The organism is Wolbachia endosymbiont (group B) of Gerris lacustris (genome assembly GCF_964028355.1).
Classification (GTDB): domain Bacteria; phylum Pseudomonadota; class Alphaproteobacteria; order Rickettsiales; family Anaplasmataceae; genus Wolbachia.
On record NZ_OZ034761.1, the window covers coordinates 711343 to 726405 of the forward strand.

At 33.4% G+C, this 15063-nt stretch carries 28 protein-coding genes and 2 tRNA genes; all 30 read left to right on the top strand.

Annotated elements, in window-relative coordinates; genetic code table 11:
• Nucleotides 1-58 precede the first annotated feature (58 nt).
• The 30 genes from ABWU62_RS03615 to ABWU62_RS03760 all read left to right on the top strand — a co-directional run bounded on the left by ABWU62_RS03615 (nt 59) and on the right by ABWU62_RS03760 (nt 15043).
• Nucleotides 59-140 (top strand) — tRNA-Tyr (locus ABWU62_RS03615).
• A 4-nt stretch (nt 141-144) separates the two neighbouring features.
• Nucleotides 145-215 (top strand) — tRNA-Gly (locus ABWU62_RS03620).
• Nucleotides 216-293: 78 nt separating this feature from the next.
• Nucleotides 294-1466 carry an elongation factor Tu gene (gene tuf, locus ABWU62_RS03625; protein WP_353287553.1) on the top strand — a complete coding sequence of 391 codons (1173 nt, stop codon included), beginning with the start codon at nt 294-296 and terminating at the stop codon, nt 1464-1466.
• A gap of 14 nt (nt 1467-1480) precedes the next feature.
• Entirely contained in the window at nt 1481-1801 is a 321-nt protein-coding gene (rpsJ, locus tag ABWU62_RS03630) for a 30S ribosomal protein S10 (RefSeq protein ID WP_353288156.1), read from the top strand.
• A gap of 9 nt (nt 1802-1810) precedes the next feature.
• A complete protein-coding gene (gene rplC / locus ABWU62_RS03635) occupies nt 1811-2533 on the top strand; it encodes a 50S ribosomal protein L3 (protein ID WP_353287554.1) in 723 nt (240 codons plus the stop codon).
• A 2-nt stretch (nt 2534-2535) separates the two neighbouring features.
• A complete protein-coding gene (rplD, locus tag ABWU62_RS03640) occupies nt 2536-3150 on the top strand; it encodes a 50S ribosomal protein L4 (protein WP_006012216.1) in 615 nt (204 codons plus the stop codon).
• Entirely contained in the window at nt 3147-3434 is a 288-nt protein-coding gene (locus ABWU62_RS03645) for a 50S ribosomal protein L23 (RefSeq protein WP_353287555.1), read from the top strand. The genes rplD and ABWU62_RS03645 overlap by 4 nt, the downstream gene beginning before the upstream one ends.
• Nucleotide 3435: 1 nt before the next feature.
• A complete protein-coding gene (gene rplB, locus ABWU62_RS03650) occupies nt 3436-4260 on the top strand; it encodes a 50S ribosomal protein L2 (RefSeq protein WP_353287556.1) in 825 nt (274 codons plus the stop codon).
• A 3-nt stretch (nt 4261-4263) separates the two neighbouring features.
• On the top strand, nt 4264-4548 hold the full coding sequence (gene rpsS / locus ABWU62_RS03655; RefSeq protein WP_353287557.1) for a 30S ribosomal protein S19: 285 nt from the start codon (nt 4264-4266) through the stop codon (nt 4546-4548).
• Nucleotides 4549-4557: 9 nt separating this feature from the next.
• Nucleotides 4558-4908, top strand: a complete 351-nt coding sequence (gene rplV / locus ABWU62_RS03660) for a 50S ribosomal protein L22 (RefSeq protein WP_353287558.1) — start codon at nt 4558-4560, stop codon at nt 4906-4908.
• 39 nt (nt 4909-4947) lie between these two features.
• Complete coding sequence (gene rpsC / locus ABWU62_RS03665) at nt 4948-5568, top strand: 30S ribosomal protein S3 (protein WP_353287559.1); 621 nt, start codon at nt 4948-4950, stop codon at nt 5566-5568.
• An 11-nt stretch (nt 5569-5579) separates the two neighbouring features.
• On the top strand, nt 5580-5993 hold the full coding sequence (rplP, locus tag ABWU62_RS03670) for a 50S ribosomal protein L16 (RefSeq protein WP_353287560.1): 414 nt from the start codon (nt 5580-5582) through the stop codon (nt 5991-5993).
• Between the two features lie 11 nt (nt 5994-6004).
• Nucleotides 6005-6208, top strand: coding sequence for a 50S ribosomal protein L29 (rpmC, locus tag ABWU62_RS03675; RefSeq protein WP_353287561.1), 204 nt, complete (start codon nt 6005-6007; stop codon nt 6206-6208).
• Entirely contained in the window at nt 6201-6431 is a 231-nt protein-coding gene (gene rpsQ, locus ABWU62_RS03680; protein ID WP_353287562.1) for a 30S ribosomal protein S17, read from the top strand. Before rpmC ends, rpsQ begins: the two co-directional genes overlap by 8 nt.
• An 18-nt stretch (nt 6432-6449) precedes the next feature.
• Entirely contained in the window at nt 6450-6809 is a 360-nt protein-coding gene (rplN, locus tag ABWU62_RS03685; protein ID WP_015588351.1) for a 50S ribosomal protein L14, read from the top strand.
• Nucleotides 6809-7126 carry a 50S ribosomal protein L24 gene (rplX, locus tag ABWU62_RS03690; protein WP_410542187.1) on the top strand — a complete coding sequence of 106 codons (318 nt, stop codon included), beginning with the start codon at nt 6809-6811 and terminating at the stop codon, nt 7124-7126. The genes rplN and rplX overlap by 1 nt, the downstream gene beginning before the upstream one ends.
• Before the next feature lie 6 nt (nt 7127-7132).
• Entirely contained in the window at nt 7133-7669 is a 537-nt protein-coding gene (rplE, locus tag ABWU62_RS03695; protein WP_353287563.1) for a 50S ribosomal protein L5, read from the top strand.
• A gap of 11 nt (nt 7670-7680) precedes the next feature.
• Nucleotides 7681-7989, top strand: coding sequence for a 30S ribosomal protein S14 (rpsN, locus tag ABWU62_RS03700; protein WP_353287564.1), 309 nt, complete (start codon nt 7681-7683; stop codon nt 7987-7989).
• Between the two features lie 22 nt (nt 7990-8011).
• A complete protein-coding gene (gene rpsH / locus ABWU62_RS03705) occupies nt 8012-8407 on the top strand; it encodes a 30S ribosomal protein S8 (RefSeq protein ID WP_353287565.1) in 396 nt (131 codons plus the stop codon).
• 16 nt (nt 8408-8423) lie between these two features.
• Nucleotides 8424-8969, top strand: coding sequence for a 50S ribosomal protein L6 (gene rplF, locus ABWU62_RS03710; protein ID WP_353287566.1), 546 nt, complete (start codon nt 8424-8426; stop codon nt 8967-8969).
• A 5-nt stretch (nt 8970-8974) separates the two neighbouring features.
• Nucleotides 8975-9346 (top strand): 50S ribosomal protein L18, encoded by a 372-nt coding sequence (rplR, locus tag ABWU62_RS03715; RefSeq protein ID WP_353287567.1) that lies wholly within the window; start codon nt 8975-8977, stop codon nt 9344-9346.
• Between the two features lie 12 nt (nt 9347-9358).
• Nucleotides 9359-9871, top strand: coding sequence for a 30S ribosomal protein S5 (gene rpsE, locus ABWU62_RS03720; protein ID WP_353287568.1), 513 nt, complete (start codon nt 9359-9361; stop codon nt 9869-9871).
• 3 nt (nt 9872-9874) lie between these two features.
• The gene (gene rplO / locus ABWU62_RS03725) at nt 9875-10345 is read left to right on the top strand and encodes a 50S ribosomal protein L15 (RefSeq protein WP_353287569.1); all 471 of its coding nucleotides are present in this window, start codon (nt 9875-9877) and stop codon (nt 10343-10345) included.
• A 3-nt stretch (nt 10346-10348) separates the two neighbouring features.
• The gene (secY, locus tag ABWU62_RS03730; RefSeq protein WP_353287570.1) at nt 10349-11677 is read left to right on the top strand and encodes a preprotein translocase subunit SecY; all 1329 of its coding nucleotides are present in this window, start codon (nt 10349-10351) and stop codon (nt 11675-11677) included.
• Nucleotides 11674-12315, top strand: coding sequence for an adenylate kinase family protein (locus ABWU62_RS03735; protein WP_353287571.1), 642 nt, complete (start codon nt 11674-11676; stop codon nt 12313-12315). Before secY ends, ABWU62_RS03735 begins: the two co-directional genes overlap by 4 nt.
• Nucleotides 12316-12374: 59 nt before the next feature.
• Nucleotides 12375-12743 carry a 30S ribosomal protein S13 gene (rpsM, locus tag ABWU62_RS03740; protein WP_353287572.1) on the top strand — a complete coding sequence of 123 codons (369 nt, stop codon included), beginning with the start codon at nt 12375-12377 and terminating at the stop codon, nt 12741-12743.
• Between the two features lie 24 nt (nt 12744-12767).
• Nucleotides 12768-13154: a 30S ribosomal protein S11 gene (gene rpsK, locus ABWU62_RS03745; protein ID WP_353287573.1), complete on the top strand. Its 387-nt coding sequence runs from the start codon at nt 12768-12770 to the stop codon at nt 13152-13154.
• A gap of 20 nt (nt 13155-13174) precedes the next feature.
• Entirely contained in the window at nt 13175-14242 is a 1068-nt protein-coding gene (locus tag ABWU62_RS03750; protein ID WP_353287574.1) for a DNA-directed RNA polymerase subunit alpha, read from the top strand.
• Between the two features lie 7 nt (nt 14243-14249).
• Nucleotides 14250-14678: a 50S ribosomal protein L17 gene (rplQ, locus tag ABWU62_RS03755; RefSeq protein WP_353287575.1), complete on the top strand. Its 429-nt coding sequence runs from the start codon at nt 14250-14252 to the stop codon at nt 14676-14678.
• Between the two features lie 11 nt (nt 14679-14689).
• Complete coding sequence (locus tag ABWU62_RS03760; RefSeq protein ID WP_353287576.1) at nt 14690-15043, top strand: YraN family protein; 354 nt, start codon at nt 14690-14692, stop codon at nt 15041-15043.
• Nucleotides 15044-15063 lie beyond the last annotated feature (20 nt).

The window sequence follows — 15063 nt, forward strand, 5'->3', positions numbered from 1 at the left end:
TTAATATCAGAGATAATAAAACTTAAGTTAAGGTAGTGTTCTCTTAACAGATTTTTGTGGAGGGGTGACCGAGTGGTTAAAGGTAACAGACTGTAAATCTGTCCGCATTGCGTACGTAGGTTCGAATCCTACCTCCTCCATTGTGCGGGTATAGCTCAATGGTAGAGCTCTAGCCTTCCAAGCTAGTGACGTGGGTTCGATTCCCACTATCCGCTCTTTTTTTTGTTGTATTTATATAAAATCAACATATTATTTATTGATGTATTTGTATTTTAGGTAGAAGAGTTAAAATTATGACAGCGATAGTAGAAGCATTTGGAAAGCCGCATATAAACGTGGGAACGATAGGACATGTGGATCATGGGAAGACAACGTTAACAGCGGCGATAACAAAGCATTATGGTAATTTTGTAGCATATGATCAAATAGATAAAGCGCCAGAAGAAAGGAAGAGAGGGATAACAATAGCAACAGCGCATGTTGAATATCAAACAGAAAAGAGACACTATGCGCATGTTGATTGTCCTGGGCACGCTGATTATGTAAAGAATATGATAGTAGGTGCAGCACAGATGGATGCAGCGATATTGGTAGTGTCAGGGGTTGATGGGCCGATGCCACAAACAAGAGAGCATATATTGCTGGCAAAGCAGGTGGGTGTTGGATATATCGTGGTATATATAAATAAAGCTGATGTTGCTGATGCTGATATGATAGATTTGGTGGAAATGGAAGTGAGAGACTTGCTGAGTAAGTACGGATTTCCAGGAGATGAAGTGCCTGTGATAGTTGGGTCTGCGTTAAAAGCATTAGAGGATGATAGTAGTGAGTATGGAAAGAAATCAATAGACAAATTGATGGAAAAGTTAGATAAATATGTAGAGGTTCCACCAAGGCCTGTGGATTTACCATTTTTATTGCCAATCGAAGATGTATTTTCGATATCAGGGCGAGGAACAGTGGTAACAGGAAGAATAGAGAAGGGAGAGATAAAGACGGGAGAAGAGATAGAGATAATAGGTCTGAAAGCGACGCAAAAGACGATATGCACAGGTGTTGAGATGTTTAAGAAGTTGCTGGATAAGGGAAGTGCAGGACTCAATGTAGGAATACTACTAAGAGGAACAAAGAGAGAAGAAGTGGAGAGAGGGCAAGTATTGGCAAAACCAGGGGCAATAACCCCGCATAAGAAATTTAATGCGGAAGTGTATATATTGAAGAAAGAAGAAGGAGGAAGGCATACACCATTTTTTGGAAATTATCAGCCACAGTTTTATTTAAGGACAACGGATGTAACTGGGAGTATAAAATTGCTAGATGGAAAGGAGATGGTAATGCCAGGGGACAATGTAAGTATAGAAGTGGAGTTGCAAGTATCGATAGCGATTGATAAAGGATTGCGTTTTGCGATAAGAGAAGGTGGTAGAACTGTTGGTTCTGGCGTTGTTTCGGAAATTTTAGAATGAGTGTAATAACTAAGATGAAGCAAGATATATATATTAGAATTAAAGCTTTCAATTGTTCTTTATTGGAAAAGTGTATTCGCGAGTTTATTGATCAATTAAAGCAGTTTAATGCAGATTTATCTGGTCCGATTGCGTTGCCAAGAAAAGATTCTAAATTTACTGTTAATAGGTCTCCTCATGTTGATAAAAAATCTCGTGAGCAATTTGAAATGAGAATTTCTAAGCGGTTAATTATTGTGCATAATCCTACTTCTACTATGATGAAGATGCTTGCAGATTTATCTTTTTCTGCTGGTGTAGAAGTGGATTTAAAGGTTAAGGAAGTTAGTATTTAGGAAAGGGAAATGAAGAGAATAAATTCGCTTAGGAGAATTGGTTTGTTAATGACGAATGTTGGCCATACTGCTATGTATTTTGATAATAGTCGCATGGCTGTAACCTTATTGCATCTCAGCGAAACTTATATTATCGATATAAAAGGACAAGATAAATGTGGCTACAATTCAGTCATTTTAGGCACGGGAGATTTAAAAAAAATAGCAAAACCTCAGTTGGAATATTTAAAGAAAAAGGGTATAAATAGTAAATGTAAATTATATGAAAGTAGATTAACTGATCCATTCGGAATAGAATGTGGTAAAAAGGTGGGGGTTAATCATTTTGTAGTTGGTCAATATCTTGACATTACGGGTTATTCTTTAGGCAAGGGGTTTGCTGGTGTGATGAAGCGGCATAACTTCAGTGGGCTTGGGGCATCTCATGGTGTTTCTATTGCTCATAGATCGCAAGGTTCTACTGGTCAATGTCAAGATCCTGGTAGAGTATTCAAGGGGAAGAAAATGTCTGGTCATTTAGGTAATAGCAGAGTAACTGTACAGAATATGAAAATATTATCTATTGATTATGAAAATAGCATAATTGCTGTAAAGGGTAATAATGTTCCTGGGTTTAAAAACTCTTATGTTTTTGTGAGAGATGCAGTTAAAAAGCCTTTACATAAAGATGTTCCTTTTCCAGTAGGTCTGCTGTTAAATACGAGTGATAATGCTAATAATTTGGTGAGTTAGTTATGGAATGTGAATTAGTTGATCTATCTAATAATAATGTAGGTAGTGTTGAGCTTAATCCCTTGATATTTTCTGCCAAGCAAAAATTGAGTATTTTGCATGATATAGTGAGATGGCAATTAGCAAAGAGAAGAGTTGGTGCTCATAAAACAAAGGGTATCAGTGATGTTTCTGGTACAACAGCTAAACCGTATGGTCAAAAACGTACCGGTAGGGCGAGACAGGGGAGCTTGCGATCTCCTCAGTTTAGAGGTGGTGGAATTATTTTTGGTCCTGTTGTGAGGAGTCATGCTTATTCTCTTAATAAAAAAGTGCGCAAATTTGGTTTGAAAATTGCTTTATCTCTAAAATATTTAAACAATCAAGTTATTGTTCTTGATAGTTTAAATGTTGATGTGAAGAAAACATCTAAAATGTGTGAATATATTAAAAATTTTAAATTTTCTTCTTTTTTAATAGTTGGTGATTATGGAGATGATTTATTACGTGCTGCTAAAAATTTGCACTATGTAGATTTAATCAAACCTATTGGGTTAAATGTTTTTGATATATTGAATCATGAATGCGTGATGTTAACAAAAGACACTTTAAAGCATCTTGAAGGTAGATTGTTATGATTAAATATAATAATATAATAAAATCTCCTGTAATCACAGAAAAGGCTTCTCTTTTAAGAGAGAAGTTTAATAAATACTCTTTGTATGTTTTTGTAAATGTAAATAAGCGTCAAATAAAATCGGCAATAGAGTCTTTGTTTAATGTCAGAATTTCTTCTATAAATGTTATTAGAGTTAAACCTAAATATAGACGTTTCGGGGGTGTAGTTGGTTGTAAAAAACAGAGAAAAAAGGTTTATTTTTCTTTGATAGATGGTCAAAAATTAGATATAATGAGCGTTTAATATGGGTATGAAATTTTTTAATCCTGTTACTCCGTCTTCTCGTGGGACTATATTAATAAGTAAAATTGGTTTATCAAAAGATAAGCCGGAGAAGTCTCTTGTATTTGGTAAGAAATCCAGTGGTGGAAGAAATAATCATGGTAGAATTACAGCTCGTCACAGGGGTGGTGGTCACAAGAAGAAGTATAGAGTTATAGATTTTAAACGTAATAGAAGTGATCAGGGTATAGTTGAGAAAATAGAGTATGATCCAAATAGAAGTGGGTTTTTAGCATTAGTATCATATAAGGAAGATGATACCAAATCTTATATATTAGTTCCTCAAGGTATGAAGCCTGGTGATGTTGTGACAGCTGGAGATGGTGCTGATATTTTGCCAGGGAATTGTTTACTACTCAAGCATATACCTATTGGTTCTTTCGTTCATAATGTTGAGCTGAAGCCAGGTAATGGTGCTGCGATTGCTAGAGCTGCTGGTTGTTATGCACAAATCGTTGGTCGTGATGGCCAATATGTTTTATTACGACTCAGGTCTGGTCAAATTAGGTTGATTTTATCTTCTTGCAAGGCTACTATTGGTGTAGTATCTAACCCTGACCATAAGAATAGAAAGTTGGGTAAAGCTGGGAGAAGTAGGTGGCTTGGGATTAGACCTACTGTACGTGGAGTTGCAATGAATCCGGTTGATCATCCTCATGGAGGTGGAGAGGGAAAAACTTCTGGCGGTCGTCATCCTGTTACTCCTTGGGGTGTTGCAACAAAAGGAAAGAAAACTAGGAAAAAAAATAAATCTAGTGATAAGTATATAAAAAAATTGAAAGGTTAATTTATGAGTAGATCTGTATGGAAACCACCTTTTTTACACCCATCTGTACTAAGATTAGTTCAGAGAGCTTTAAAAGAGGGTTCTATTAATAAGGTGATAAAAATTCATTCCAGGGCTTCTGTAATTCTTCCTAATTGTTTGGGTTTAAAGTTTGCTGTTTATAATGGTAAAGATTACATTCCTGTTAATGTTGATAATCAGAATATGATAGGTCATAAATTTGGTGAATTTTCACCTACTCGTAAATTTACTGGGCATGGTGGTGATAAAAAGGCAACAAAAAGATAGGTAATTGATATGAAAAGTAGTGGTATAATAGTTGAGGCTGGTTCTAGGGTTTTAAGATCGACTCCTCGCAAATTAAATTTGGTTGCTGATTTAGTACGTAATAAAAAAGTTTCTTTTGCTAATGTACAATTAAGATTTTGTGAAAAAAAAGCTGCTGGTTTTATAATGAAGGTGTTGAATTCTGCAATTGCTAATGCTCAAAATAGTTATGGATTGAACATTGATAATTTATATATAAAGGAAATTTTAGTAGGTAAGTCCCTTACTTTGCGTAGAGTATATCCAAAAGCTATGGGTAGGGCTAATAGAATGAGTAAATTTTATAGTAATATAACTATAAAATTGAAAGAAATTGTATGATTTATAGAAATGGAAAATTAATAAGGAAAGTGTAAAAATATGGGACAGAAGGTTAATCCTAAAGTATTTAGATTACAAGTAAATGGTAATACCTGGGATTCTGTTTGGTGTGCTACAGACGATTATAAACAGAGATTACATCACGATCTATTTATTCGCAGTTATATAAATGAATCCTTTAAGCATGCTGGTATTTCTAGGGTAATTATAGAGCGTACAGTTAATTTAGTGTCTGTAATAATACATTCTTCTAAGCCTGGGGTTATAATAGGTAAGAAAGGTTTGGATGTTGAGAAGATAAAGCAAAAAATAGCTAAAAAAGTAGAAAGTAGTGTCGAAGTGAATGTGGTAGGAGTTAAAAAGTCCGAAATAGATGCAGCTTTAATATCAAGCAGCATTACACATCAGCTAGAAAAAAGGATTTCATGTAGAAGAGCGATGAAAAAAGCTATTCAAAATTGTTTGAAGATGGGTGCTGAGGGTATTAAAGTAAGTTGCTCTGGGCGTCTTGGTGGAGCTGAAATAGCTCGTACTGAATGGTACAAAGAAGGTCGTTTGCCTTTACACACTTTGCGTGCTAATATAGATTATGCTTTGTGTGAAGCGAAGACTATATGTGGTATTATAGGGGTTAAAGTTTGGGTTTATGTTGGTAGTTAAGGTATATTGAAATGTTTGTTCCCAAAAAGAGTAAATATAAAAAGGTATTTAAGGGGAGAATTAAGGGTAATGCTAAGGGTGGTAGTACGCTATCTTTTGGAGATTATGGCTTAAAAGCTATGGAAGTAGGTAAGGTTCAGTCTAAGCATATTGAAACTGCAAGGCGCGTAATATCTAGAACGTTAAAACGCTCTGGTAGAGTGTGGATAAGAATTTTTCCTGATACCCCGGTTAGTGAAAAGCCAGCAGATGTACGTATGGGTAAGGGGAAAGGTAGTGTTGAATTTTGGGTATTTAAAGCTAAGCCCGGTAGGGTTTTGTTTGAAATTAGTAGTGATGTTCCCATACATTTAGCAAGATTGGCGCTTGAAAAAGCGACTGCTAAGCTTCCTATGAAGTGTAAATTTATATCTAATTATAATTGAATGGAGTTGCAATGGATATAGCTGACATTGAATCGAGGTCTTCACAAGAATTGCATGAAATTCTTGTGAATTTGAGAAAAGAGTTTGTTAATTTGGCTTTTCAAAAAAAGCTGGGCCAGTGCAACAATTTTTCGCGTTTTAGCTTAATAAGAAAGAGCATAGCTCGTAGTCTGGCTGTACTAAATAGAAGAAAGAGAGAGGGAAAAAATGCCTAAGAAGGTTTTTTGTGGTGTCATAACTAATGCTGAGTCTGATAAGACTGTAAAGGTTTTGGTGTTACAAGTGTGTCAGCATGTGCTATATAAAAAAGTTATTAAAAAATACAAGAAGTATACAGCGCATGATGAGAATAATAGTTGCAAAAAGGGAGATAGGGTTTTAATACAGGAACATAAGCCTATTTCTGTTACTAAAAGATGGGTTGTTATCAATAGCTAAAATGGAATAGGTATTTATATGATTCAAAAAAACACATTATTAGAAGTAGCTGATAATTCTGGTGCGCGTGCAGTGCTTTGTATTGGCTTGTTAGGTGGTAGGAAATCTGCATCTGTAGGTGATACGATTATTATATCTACTAAATCTATTAACCCAAAAGGTAAAGTTGAAAAAGGAAAAGTATATAAAGCAGTTGTTGTTAGAGTAAAAAATAATGTTAAGAAATCTGATGGTTCTGTAATTCGTTTTTCTAGCAATGCTGTGGTTTTAATTAATGATCAAGGTGAACCACTTGGCACTCGGGTGTTTGGTCCAGTAAAAAAGTTATTATCTGGTTCTTTTATGAAAATAATGTCATTAGCTGATGAGGTTTTATAATGAGTGCTAAAATAAAAAGTGGTGATGATATTATAGTTTTAATTGGTAAAGATAAGAGAAAAATTGGTAAGGTAATCAAAGTTATAATACGTGATGCTAAAAAGAAAGTAGTTGTTTCTGGCGTAAATGTGTGTAAGAGACATACTAAACCAAAAGCTGGTATTGGTGGTGGTATATTGAATAAAGAGTTAGCTGTTGATATATCCAATGTTGCAATATTGGATCCTAAGTGTAACACTCCAACTAAAGTGGGATTTAAGATTATAGATGGTAGAAAAGTGCGTTTTGCAAAAGTTTCTGGAGAAGTGATAGATTAGGTTGATATGTTTAAACAATTGTATAAAGATAATATAGTAAAATCCTTAAAGGATAAGTTTAATTACGGCAATGTAATGCAAGTACCTAAACTTGTTAAGGTGTGTATCAATATGGGCGTTGGAGATGCTGCTACAGACAATAAAGCGATAAATGAGCCATTTGATAATCTACATTTGATTGCTGGGCAAAAGCCTGTGTCAACTTTTGCAAAAAAATCTATTTCTGGTTTCAAAATTAGAAAAGGTGCAACAGTAGGTTGTAAAGTGACTTTGCGTAGAAATAAAATGTATGAATTCTTAGAAAGATTAATATATATTGCTTTGCCAAGGGAAAAAGATTTTAGAGGGTTTAGTGTGAAGCAATTTGATGGTCGTGGTAATTTTTCCTTTGGTATCAAGGAGCATATATCATTTTTAGAAATAGACTATGATAAAATAAGTAAAATTAGAGGTGTGGATATTAATATTATAACAAGTGCAGTTAGTGATAAAGAAGCAAAGGAATTATTACTGGCTCTTAAATTCCCTTTTTTTGATAATTGAGAGAAAAATATATGGCAAAAAAATCCATGATACAGAAGAATCTTCGTAAAATAAAGTTATGCGATCAGTATAGGGAGAGAAGGGAAGAATTGAAATCTATAATGAATAATAAGGATTTATCTATTGCAAAAAGGTTTGCAGCTCAAATTAAGCTGATTAAAAAATTCCCTAGAGATTCTTCTAAAATCAGAATTAGGAATAGATGCGCTTTAACTGGTAGGCCGAGAGGAGTATATAGAAAATTTGGTTTATGTAGGATTGTTTTACGTGATTTGTGTTCTTTTGGACAAATTCCAGGAGTTACAAAATCTAGTTGGTAAATGTAATATAAGGAGTGTAATAGTGTCGTTATCTGATGGTATTGGTGATTTTTTAACAAGAATACGTAATGCTCAATTGGCAATGCATAGGGAAACAACAGTCCTGTTCTCTAAAGTGAATTCTTCTATATTGAAGATTTTAAAAGAGGAAGGGTATATTCTTAATTATAAAAAGCAAGAGAGTGATAGTATCCCTTCGCTTGTTGTGCAGTTGAAGTATTATGATAAATTACCTGTGATTAATGATATAGCTAGAGTATCAAAGCCTGGTTGTCGTTATTATTCTAAGTGTAAGGACATTTCTAAAGCATATAATGGTCTTGGAATTTTTATTGTATCTACACCGAAAGGAGTGATGACCGATTATAATGCACGTAGATTAAAAGTTGGTGGAGAAGTTTTGTGTCGTGTATTTTAAATGATAGGAGAAATGTATGTCTCGTATAGGTGCCGCGCCTATCAATATTCCTGCTGATCTTTCAGTTGAATATAATGATAGTAGGGTATTAATAAGAAGTGTTAGGGCAGAAAAAGAGCTGAACTTGTGTGGTAGCATTCTGTGTCAGATAGTTGATAATCAATTGCTACTTTCTGTTGATCAAGGTAGGGATGATTATAATAAAATAAAATCTATATGGGGCACTTATAGAAGTAATATTAATAACATGATTAACGGTATGGTTAATGATTTTTCTGTTGATCTTGAGATTAATGGTGTGGGGTATAAAGCAGAATGTGATGATAAGTATTTGACTTTATATCTTGGTTATAGTCATAATATTAAGTATAAAGTGCCTAAAGATGTTGAGATTAAGTGTATAAAGCCAACTCATTTAGTGATTCGCGGTATGGATAAGCAAAAAGTCTATATGGTGGCTTCTGATATATGCAAAATTAGAAAATATGATCCTTATAAAGGTAAGGGTATTGTAATAAAAGGCAAATTTATGCTGCGTAAGGTTGTAAATAAAAAGAAGTAATTAAAATGAAAAGATTGTATAATTTTTTAAGTAGATATGAAAAAAGGAAACTTCGTAATAGAGCGAAGCTCGATAAGAGCGCTGGACGTTTACGTATATCCATATTTAAGTCTAATAAACATTTTTACGTTCAGTTGATTAACGATGCAAAAGGAACAACCCTAGCTTCTGCTTCTACTTTGGATGGCAAAATTAGGAATGTATGTAAAGGGAAGGTCAATGCTGAAACTATAAAACAGGTTTCTTCTTTAATGATTGAACGTCTGTCTGATATGAAACTGGAGCAGCGATTTGTGTTTGATCGGGGGGCATATAAGTATACAGGATTGATTTCTCAATTTGCTGAGGCTTTAAGAAGCTCTGGATTTAAGTTTTAGAAGGTTTTAAATATGGCTGTAAAGAATTTACAAAATAATAATGATTTATCAGAGCTTTTAGTTTCAGTCCGAAGGGTAGCAACGGTTACCAAAGGTGGTAGAAGATTTTCATTTTCAACTTTGGTTGTTGTTGGTGATGGTAAGGGTAGAGTAGGATGTGGAATAGGTAAACACGCAGAGGTTGCTGAAGCAAGAGTGAAAGCTGTAAATGCTGCAAAGAAGTCGATGATTAGGGTGTACTTACGTGAAGGTAGAACTTTACATCATGATATTAAAGCTAAATTTTGTTCTGGTGAGATAGTTTTAAGAGCTGCAAGAACTGGAACGGGTATTATTGCTGGTGGAGCAATGAGGTCGGTTTTTGAGGTATTAGGTATAAAGGATGTGGTAGCTAAGTCTACTAGATCAAATGATCCTCATAATATCATATGTGCAGTATTTAAGGCTTTTGATGTTATGTTATCTCCTCGCCAAGTGGCAGATAAGAGGGGTAAAAAGATTAGTGAGATAGTTGGAAATAGGTAAAGTATGAATGATGCTGTAAAATTAAATTCTATATTTACCAGATTATCTAAGAAAAAGAAGCCTAAATTATTAGGTAGAGGTATTGGTTGTGGTAAAGGTAAAACATCCGGTAGGGGGCATAAAGGGCAGAAAGCGAGAACTGGCGTTTCTATCAATGGTTTTGAAGGTGGACAGCAGTCTATATATACTCGTTTACCTAAAAGAGGTTTTAAGCCTATACGCAAAAACTTATACTCTATATTTAATGTTGGTGATGTACAGTGCTTAATGGAAGCTAAAAAAATAGTCAAAGGTTCTATCATAGATAAGGAACTACTGCATAAATTAGGTTTTATCAGATCTGTTAAAAGTAAAATCAAACTTCTTAATAAGGGTAAATTAAGCGAAAAATTTGTGTTTCATGTTGATTTTGCATCAGAAGCTGCAAAAAGATCTGTAGCTTCAGTTGGTGGTAGTGTAGAAATACTATCGTAAATCATGAACAGTAAATTTGCATTTAATAGTTTGGATTCTACGTTGTTATATAAAGGTGATTTACTAAAGCGTATATTTTTTACGCTAATGGCTTTAGTTTGTTATCGTTTAGGCACTTATGTTCCTATTCCTGGAATTAATCTTGATATAATCAATGATATATTTCCAAAAGAGAGTTCTGGTGTTTTTGGAGTATTTAATTTATTTTCTGGTGGCGCTTTAGCTAGAATGACGATTTTGGCATTAAACGTTATGCCATACATAGTTGCATCCATAGTTATGCAGTTATTATCTTCTGCCGTTAAAGGAATCAATGAAATTAAAAATGATGGAGAGTTAGGACGTCGAAAGATGAACTCTTATATACGTTATATGACTATAGTGTTTTGTATCTTTCAATCAATTACGATCCTAATAGGGTTAGAAAGAATGAATAGGGAAGGGGTATTAGTTGTAGTTGAACCTGGTGTTATGTTTCGTACTATAGGTGTCTTTAGCCTTTTAGGTGGAACTATATTTTTAATATGGCTTGGTGAGCGGATCAGTGTGAGTGGTATAGGCAATGGTATCTCATTAATCATTTTTACTGGCATAACATCTGAATTACATAATGCTTTATCATCTCTGCTAACATTAAATAAAAATGGTAGTATGTCGTTCTTCATTACCCTTTTTGTTATAGCATTGTTTTTTTTACTGCTCCTTTTAGTCATTTTTACAGAATCTTCTTATAGAAAGGTAATTGTTCAATATCCCAAAAAACAGTTTAAAAAATTACATAATGATGATTTTACTTACATTCCATTGAAGATCAATTTATCTGGTGTAATACCAACTATTTTTGCTAATGCAATTCTATTAACGCCTATTTCAATTGCAAATTTCTATAAAGGTCATGCTATTGCTGATTTTATTTTAAACTACTTTATAGCAAATAAAGTGATGTACATTATAACTTACTTAATACTCATAGTACTTTTTAATTTTTTCTATACCAATTTTATATTTAATCCAGAGGAAAATGCTGACTTTCTTAGGAAAAATGGTGGTTTTATTCCTGGTAGAGGTCCTGGAAAACATACTTCTAATTATCTTCAAGATATAGTTTTCAAATTAACATTTATTGGGTCTGCGTATTTAGTGGTAATATGTACTATACCTGAAATTATGAGGTATCATTATGATATACCATTTATTTTTGGTGGGACGAGCTTGCTGATTATAGTTAACGTTATTACTGATACTATTATGCAAGTACAATCTTATGTTTTTTCAAATAGGTACGATAGTTGGATAAAGAAATATGAGTCTAAAGCAAGGAGACTAAAGTGATTATTACAATTTTTGGTCCTCCTGGCTCTGGTAAGGGTACTCAGTCCAGTTTGTTAATAGCAAAATATAATTTAAAATTAGTTTCAGTAGGAGATTTATTAAGGAATATTATATCTACTGGGGGTAAATTAGGTAAAGAAATAAAGGATACTGTCGAATCTGGTAATTTAATTCAAGATGAAGTTATATGTAAATTATTGTGTGACCAGCTTGCATTAATAGATGGTAATTTTTTGTTAGATGGTTTTCCAAGAAATTTAAATCAAGCTCATTTTTTAACTCAAGTTTTGCAAAAAAGATGCAATAGGGATGTTGATCTTGTAATTGAGTTGCAGCTTGACGATAATATTGCAATTGATAGATTAAAAGATCGTCTTACTTGTTTGGATTGTAAAAGTATATATAGTATATCTTCTTTTAAAAATACTACTTGTGCTAAATGTAAAAGTACGAGGTTGGAGAAGAGAATTGATGATGCTAATATGCTTGCAATTAATAAGAGGATAAGAGAATATCATTTTCAGATGAAGGGTTTACGCGAGTATTATAAGGGCAAATTGTTAACAATTAACGCTAATTTGAGTGTTGATAGAGTAATGCAAGAGATTGAAAGTAAAATTTCTTGTAATTTGATTTGACTATAAGTTGTTTTATGGTATAAATTAAGAGTTATTATTAATAAAGTATCGAGGTATCAGTGGCACGTATTGCAGGCATAAATGTTCCGGTAAAGAAGTGTATTCCTTTTGCATTAAAGTATATACATGGTATAGGTATTACTACTGCGAATATAATTTGTCGTAGCTGTAAAATTGATGAGCGTAAGCGTGTTTCAGAATTACAAGATGAAGATATAGAGAAAATTAGTAGTTTTATTAGGCAAAAATATGTCATAGAGGGTGAGCTTAGAAAAAAAGTGGCTATGGATATAAAATCTTTAATGGAAATCGGTTGCTATAGAGGATTAAGGCATAGAAAAGCTTTGCCTGTGAGAGGACAAAGAACCCATACTAATGCTAAAACTCGTAAAGGCAGATCTAAATTGCCTATTGCTGGGAAAAAATAAAATTTGTTATTGTCGTGAGTTTTTATGAAAAAAGTTAAAGCGGTTGGTAAGAATACAAAAAGGTTTATTACTGGTATTGTCCATATTCGTGCAACTTTTAATAATACTTTTGTAAATGTGACTGATGTTTGTGGTAATACGCTTTACCAGACTTCTGTTGGTGCATGTGGTTTTTCTGGTTCGAGAAAATCCACACCTTATGCTGCAGGTAAGGTTGCCGATTCTGCTGCGAAGAAAGTAATAGAGAGATTTGGTATGAAGGTTGTTTCTGTAATGATTCGTGGTCCTGGTTTTGGTGCAGAAGCTGCAGTTAAAGCACTTCGGAATTGTGGATTGACTGTAACTTCAATTGCAGATAAAACGGCGATACCTCATAATGGGTGTAGGTTAAGGAAAAAAAGAAGAGTATAGGATATTTGAAAGGTTTTTGTATGTATTATAGTGATAATGTTTCTTCCTGTGGAAATTTAGATAGGTTAACTAAGCCTAGTGCGATTAAGGTAATATCAGGTGATTCAAGTAAAAAAAGTGATATAGTTCTAGAACCTTTGGAAAGTGGTTTTGCTTTAACGTTGGGTCATGCATTAAGGCGTGTAATGTTATCTTCTCTTCGCGGTAGTGCTGTTTATGGAATAAAAATTGAAGGCGTGAGTCATGAATTTACTTCGATCCAAGGAATTAGGGAAGACATAACTGATATAGTATTAAATATGAGCATGTTGAGGTGTAAGCTAAATAAAACGTCTAATAAGTGCTTAAATTTGAGCGCTAAAGGGCCTTGTCAAGTATTAGCTGGAATGATAGAAACTGATGACCAATGCTCTATTGTTAATAAAGATTTGGTGATATGTACACTAGGTCAAGATGTGGAGCTTAACGTTACTATATATGTTGCTAGCGGAAAAGGTTATCTTCCTGTAAATAAATATAAAGAAAATGAATTTTTAAAGTCTATGAATGAACAAGATTTAATTGGTTTTATTCCAGTTAATGCTTTATATAGTCCTGTCGAGAGGGTTTCGTATAAAGTAGAGAATAGTCGTGTTGGTCAAGTTACTGATAAAGATAAGCTGATATTGTCAATTGAAACTGATGGTACAATCTTTCCAAGTCAAGCTATTGACTATGCTGCAAGGATATTACAGGAGCAATTTCAGCCTTTTATTAGTTCTGATATGAATTATAAAAAATCGCAGGTTTCTTTGTCTAGTGGTGCTAAAGATTTGGGCTATGATCCTGTTCTATTGCGTAAAGTGGATGAAATGGAATTATCTGTTAGATCTCATAACTGTCTGAAAAATGAAAATATCACTTATATAGGTGATCTTGTGCAAAAGACGGAAGTTGAAATGTTAAGAACTGCTAATTTTGGCCGAAAGTCTTTGAATGAAATCAAGGCAATTTTAAATAGTTCAGGTTTGTCTTTGGGTATGAATATACCAAATTGGCCGCCTAAGGATATAGATGAACTTGCTAAACAACATACTGATGAGGATTAGGTAGTATATGAAACATGGAATAAAGAAAAATAAACTGTCTCGTTGTACCCAGCATAGGTTATCAATGTTAAAGAATCTATCTATCTCGTTAATTAATCATGAGCAGATTGTAACTACTTTACCAAAGGCTAAAGCACTTCGTCCGTATGTGGAAAAGTTTATTACAATTGCTAAGAATAACGATTCTTTACATGGTAGAAGGCTTTTGCTTTCACGTCTTCATAATAGTAAGTTAGTAGTTGATAAATTATTAAGCGTTCTAGCTAATCGTTATCAAGACCGTAAAGGTGGATATTCTAGAATAATAAAATTTGGTACTCGAAAGGGTGATTGCGCTCCAATGGCAGTGATAGAGCTAGTTGATAGAGATATTTCAGCAAAAGGTGAGATTTATAGTAAAAATAAAAAAGGAAGCAAAGTAGTTACACAAAGCTAATTATTCTTTTTATGGTAAGTAGGTTACGCTATTTTGTAGGTTACTTTGGCGAATTGTTAGTTTTGATATATTTAAAGCTGAAATTCTATAATGTTATAAAACGTCGTTTCCGTTGTAAGTTGGGTGAAATTGACTTAATTGTATCTAAAAAAAGGGAGCTGATTTTTATAGAAGTTAAAACAAGTTTATTTGGAAAAGAAATACCGATATCTCATTTTCAGTGTCAGTCTATTATAAATTCTTCTAAGTATTTCTTAAGTAAAAATCTTGATTTTTTAGATTATTCAGTTAGATATGATTTATGTTTTCTTTCCTTAAAGAGAAGACCTATTTATATAAAAAATGCTTGGATTAAAGAATGGTAGCTGAAATAACTTAGATTTAC

What these genes read in the sequence shown, in the direction of transcription:
- rpsS (WP_353287557.1), top strand. Translation starts at nt 4,264, where the DNA reads ATGAGTAGATCTGTATGGAAACCACCTTTTTTACACCCATCTGTACTA.
- rplP (WP_353287560.1), top strand. Translation starts at nt 5,580, where the DNA reads ATGTTTGTTCCCAAAAAGAGTAAATATAAAAAGGTATTTAAGGGGAGA.
- ABWU62_RS03760 (WP_353287576.1), top strand. Translation starts at nt 14,690, where the DNA reads ATGGTAAGTAGGTTACGCTATTTTGTAGGTTACTTTGGCGAATTGTTA.
- rplQ (WP_353287575.1), top strand. Translation starts at nt 14,250, where the DNA reads ATGAAACATGGAATAAAGAAAAATAAACTGTCTCGTTGTACCCAGCAT.
- secY (WP_353287570.1), top strand. Translation starts at nt 10,349, where the DNA reads ATGAACAGTAAATTTGCATTTAATAGTTTGGATTCTACGTTGTTATAT.
- rplO (WP_353287569.1), top strand. Translation starts at nt 9,875, where the DNA reads ATGAATGATGCTGTAAAATTAAATTCTATATTTACCAGATTATCTAAG.
- rplD (WP_006012216.1), top strand. Translation starts at nt 2,536, where the DNA reads ATGGAATGTGAATTAGTTGATCTATCTAATAATAATGTAGGTAGTGTT.
- rpsJ (WP_353288156.1), top strand. Translation starts at nt 1,481, where the DNA reads ATGAAGCAAGATATATATATTAGAATTAAAGCTTTCAATTGTTCTTTA.
- rplX (WP_410542187.1), top strand. Translation starts at nt 6,809, where the DNA reads ATGAGTGCTAAAATAAAAAGTGGTGATGATATTATAGTTTTAATTGGT.
- rpmC (WP_353287561.1), top strand. Translation starts at nt 6,005, where the DNA reads ATGGATATAGCTGACATTGAATCGAGGTCTTCACAAGAATTGCATGAA.
- rpsQ (WP_353287562.1), top strand. Translation starts at nt 6,201, where the DNA reads ATGCCTAAGAAGGTTTTTTGTGGTGTCATAACTAATGCTGAGTCTGAT.
- rplB (WP_353287556.1), top strand. Translation starts at nt 3,436, where the DNA reads ATGGGTATGAAATTTTTTAATCCTGTTACTCCGTCTTCTCGTGGGACT.
- tuf (WP_353287553.1), top strand. Translation starts at nt 294, where the DNA reads ATGACAGCGATAGTAGAAGCATTTGGAAAGCCGCATATAAACGTGGGA.
- rpsK (WP_353287573.1), top strand. Translation starts at nt 12,768, where the DNA reads ATGAAAAAAGTTAAAGCGGTTGGTAAGAATACAAAAAGGTTTATTACT.
- rplN (WP_015588351.1), top strand. Translation starts at nt 6,450, where the DNA reads ATGATTCAAAAAAACACATTATTAGAAGTAGCTGATAATTCTGGTGCG.
- rpsC (WP_353287559.1), top strand. Translation starts at nt 4,948, where the DNA reads ATGGGACAGAAGGTTAATCCTAAAGTATTTAGATTACAAGTAAATGGT.
- rpsE (WP_353287568.1), top strand. Translation starts at nt 9,359, where the DNA reads ATGGCTGTAAAGAATTTACAAAATAATAATGATTTATCAGAGCTTTTA.
- rplC (WP_353287554.1), top strand. Translation starts at nt 1,811, where the DNA reads ATGAAGAGAATAAATTCGCTTAGGAGAATTGGTTTGTTAATGACGAAT.
- rpsN (WP_353287564.1), top strand. Translation starts at nt 7,681, where the DNA reads ATGGCAAAAAAATCCATGATACAGAAGAATCTTCGTAAAATAAAGTTA.
- rplF (WP_353287566.1), top strand. Translation starts at nt 8,424, where the DNA reads ATGTCTCGTATAGGTGCCGCGCCTATCAATATTCCTGCTGATCTTTCA.
- ABWU62_RS03750 (WP_353287574.1), top strand. Translation starts at nt 13,175, where the DNA reads ATGTATTATAGTGATAATGTTTCTTCCTGTGGAAATTTAGATAGGTTA.
- rplE (WP_353287563.1), top strand. Translation starts at nt 7,133, where the DNA reads ATGTTTAAACAATTGTATAAAGATAATATAGTAAAATCCTTAAAGGAT.
- rplR (WP_353287567.1), top strand. Translation starts at nt 8,975, where the DNA reads ATGAAAAGATTGTATAATTTTTTAAGTAGATATGAAAAAAGGAAACTT.
- rplV (WP_353287558.1), top strand. Translation starts at nt 4,558, where the DNA reads ATGAAAAGTAGTGGTATAATAGTTGAGGCTGGTTCTAGGGTTTTAAGA.
- ABWU62_RS03645 (WP_353287555.1), top strand. Translation starts at nt 3,147, where the DNA reads ATGATTAAATATAATAATATAATAAAATCTCCTGTAATCACAGAAAAG.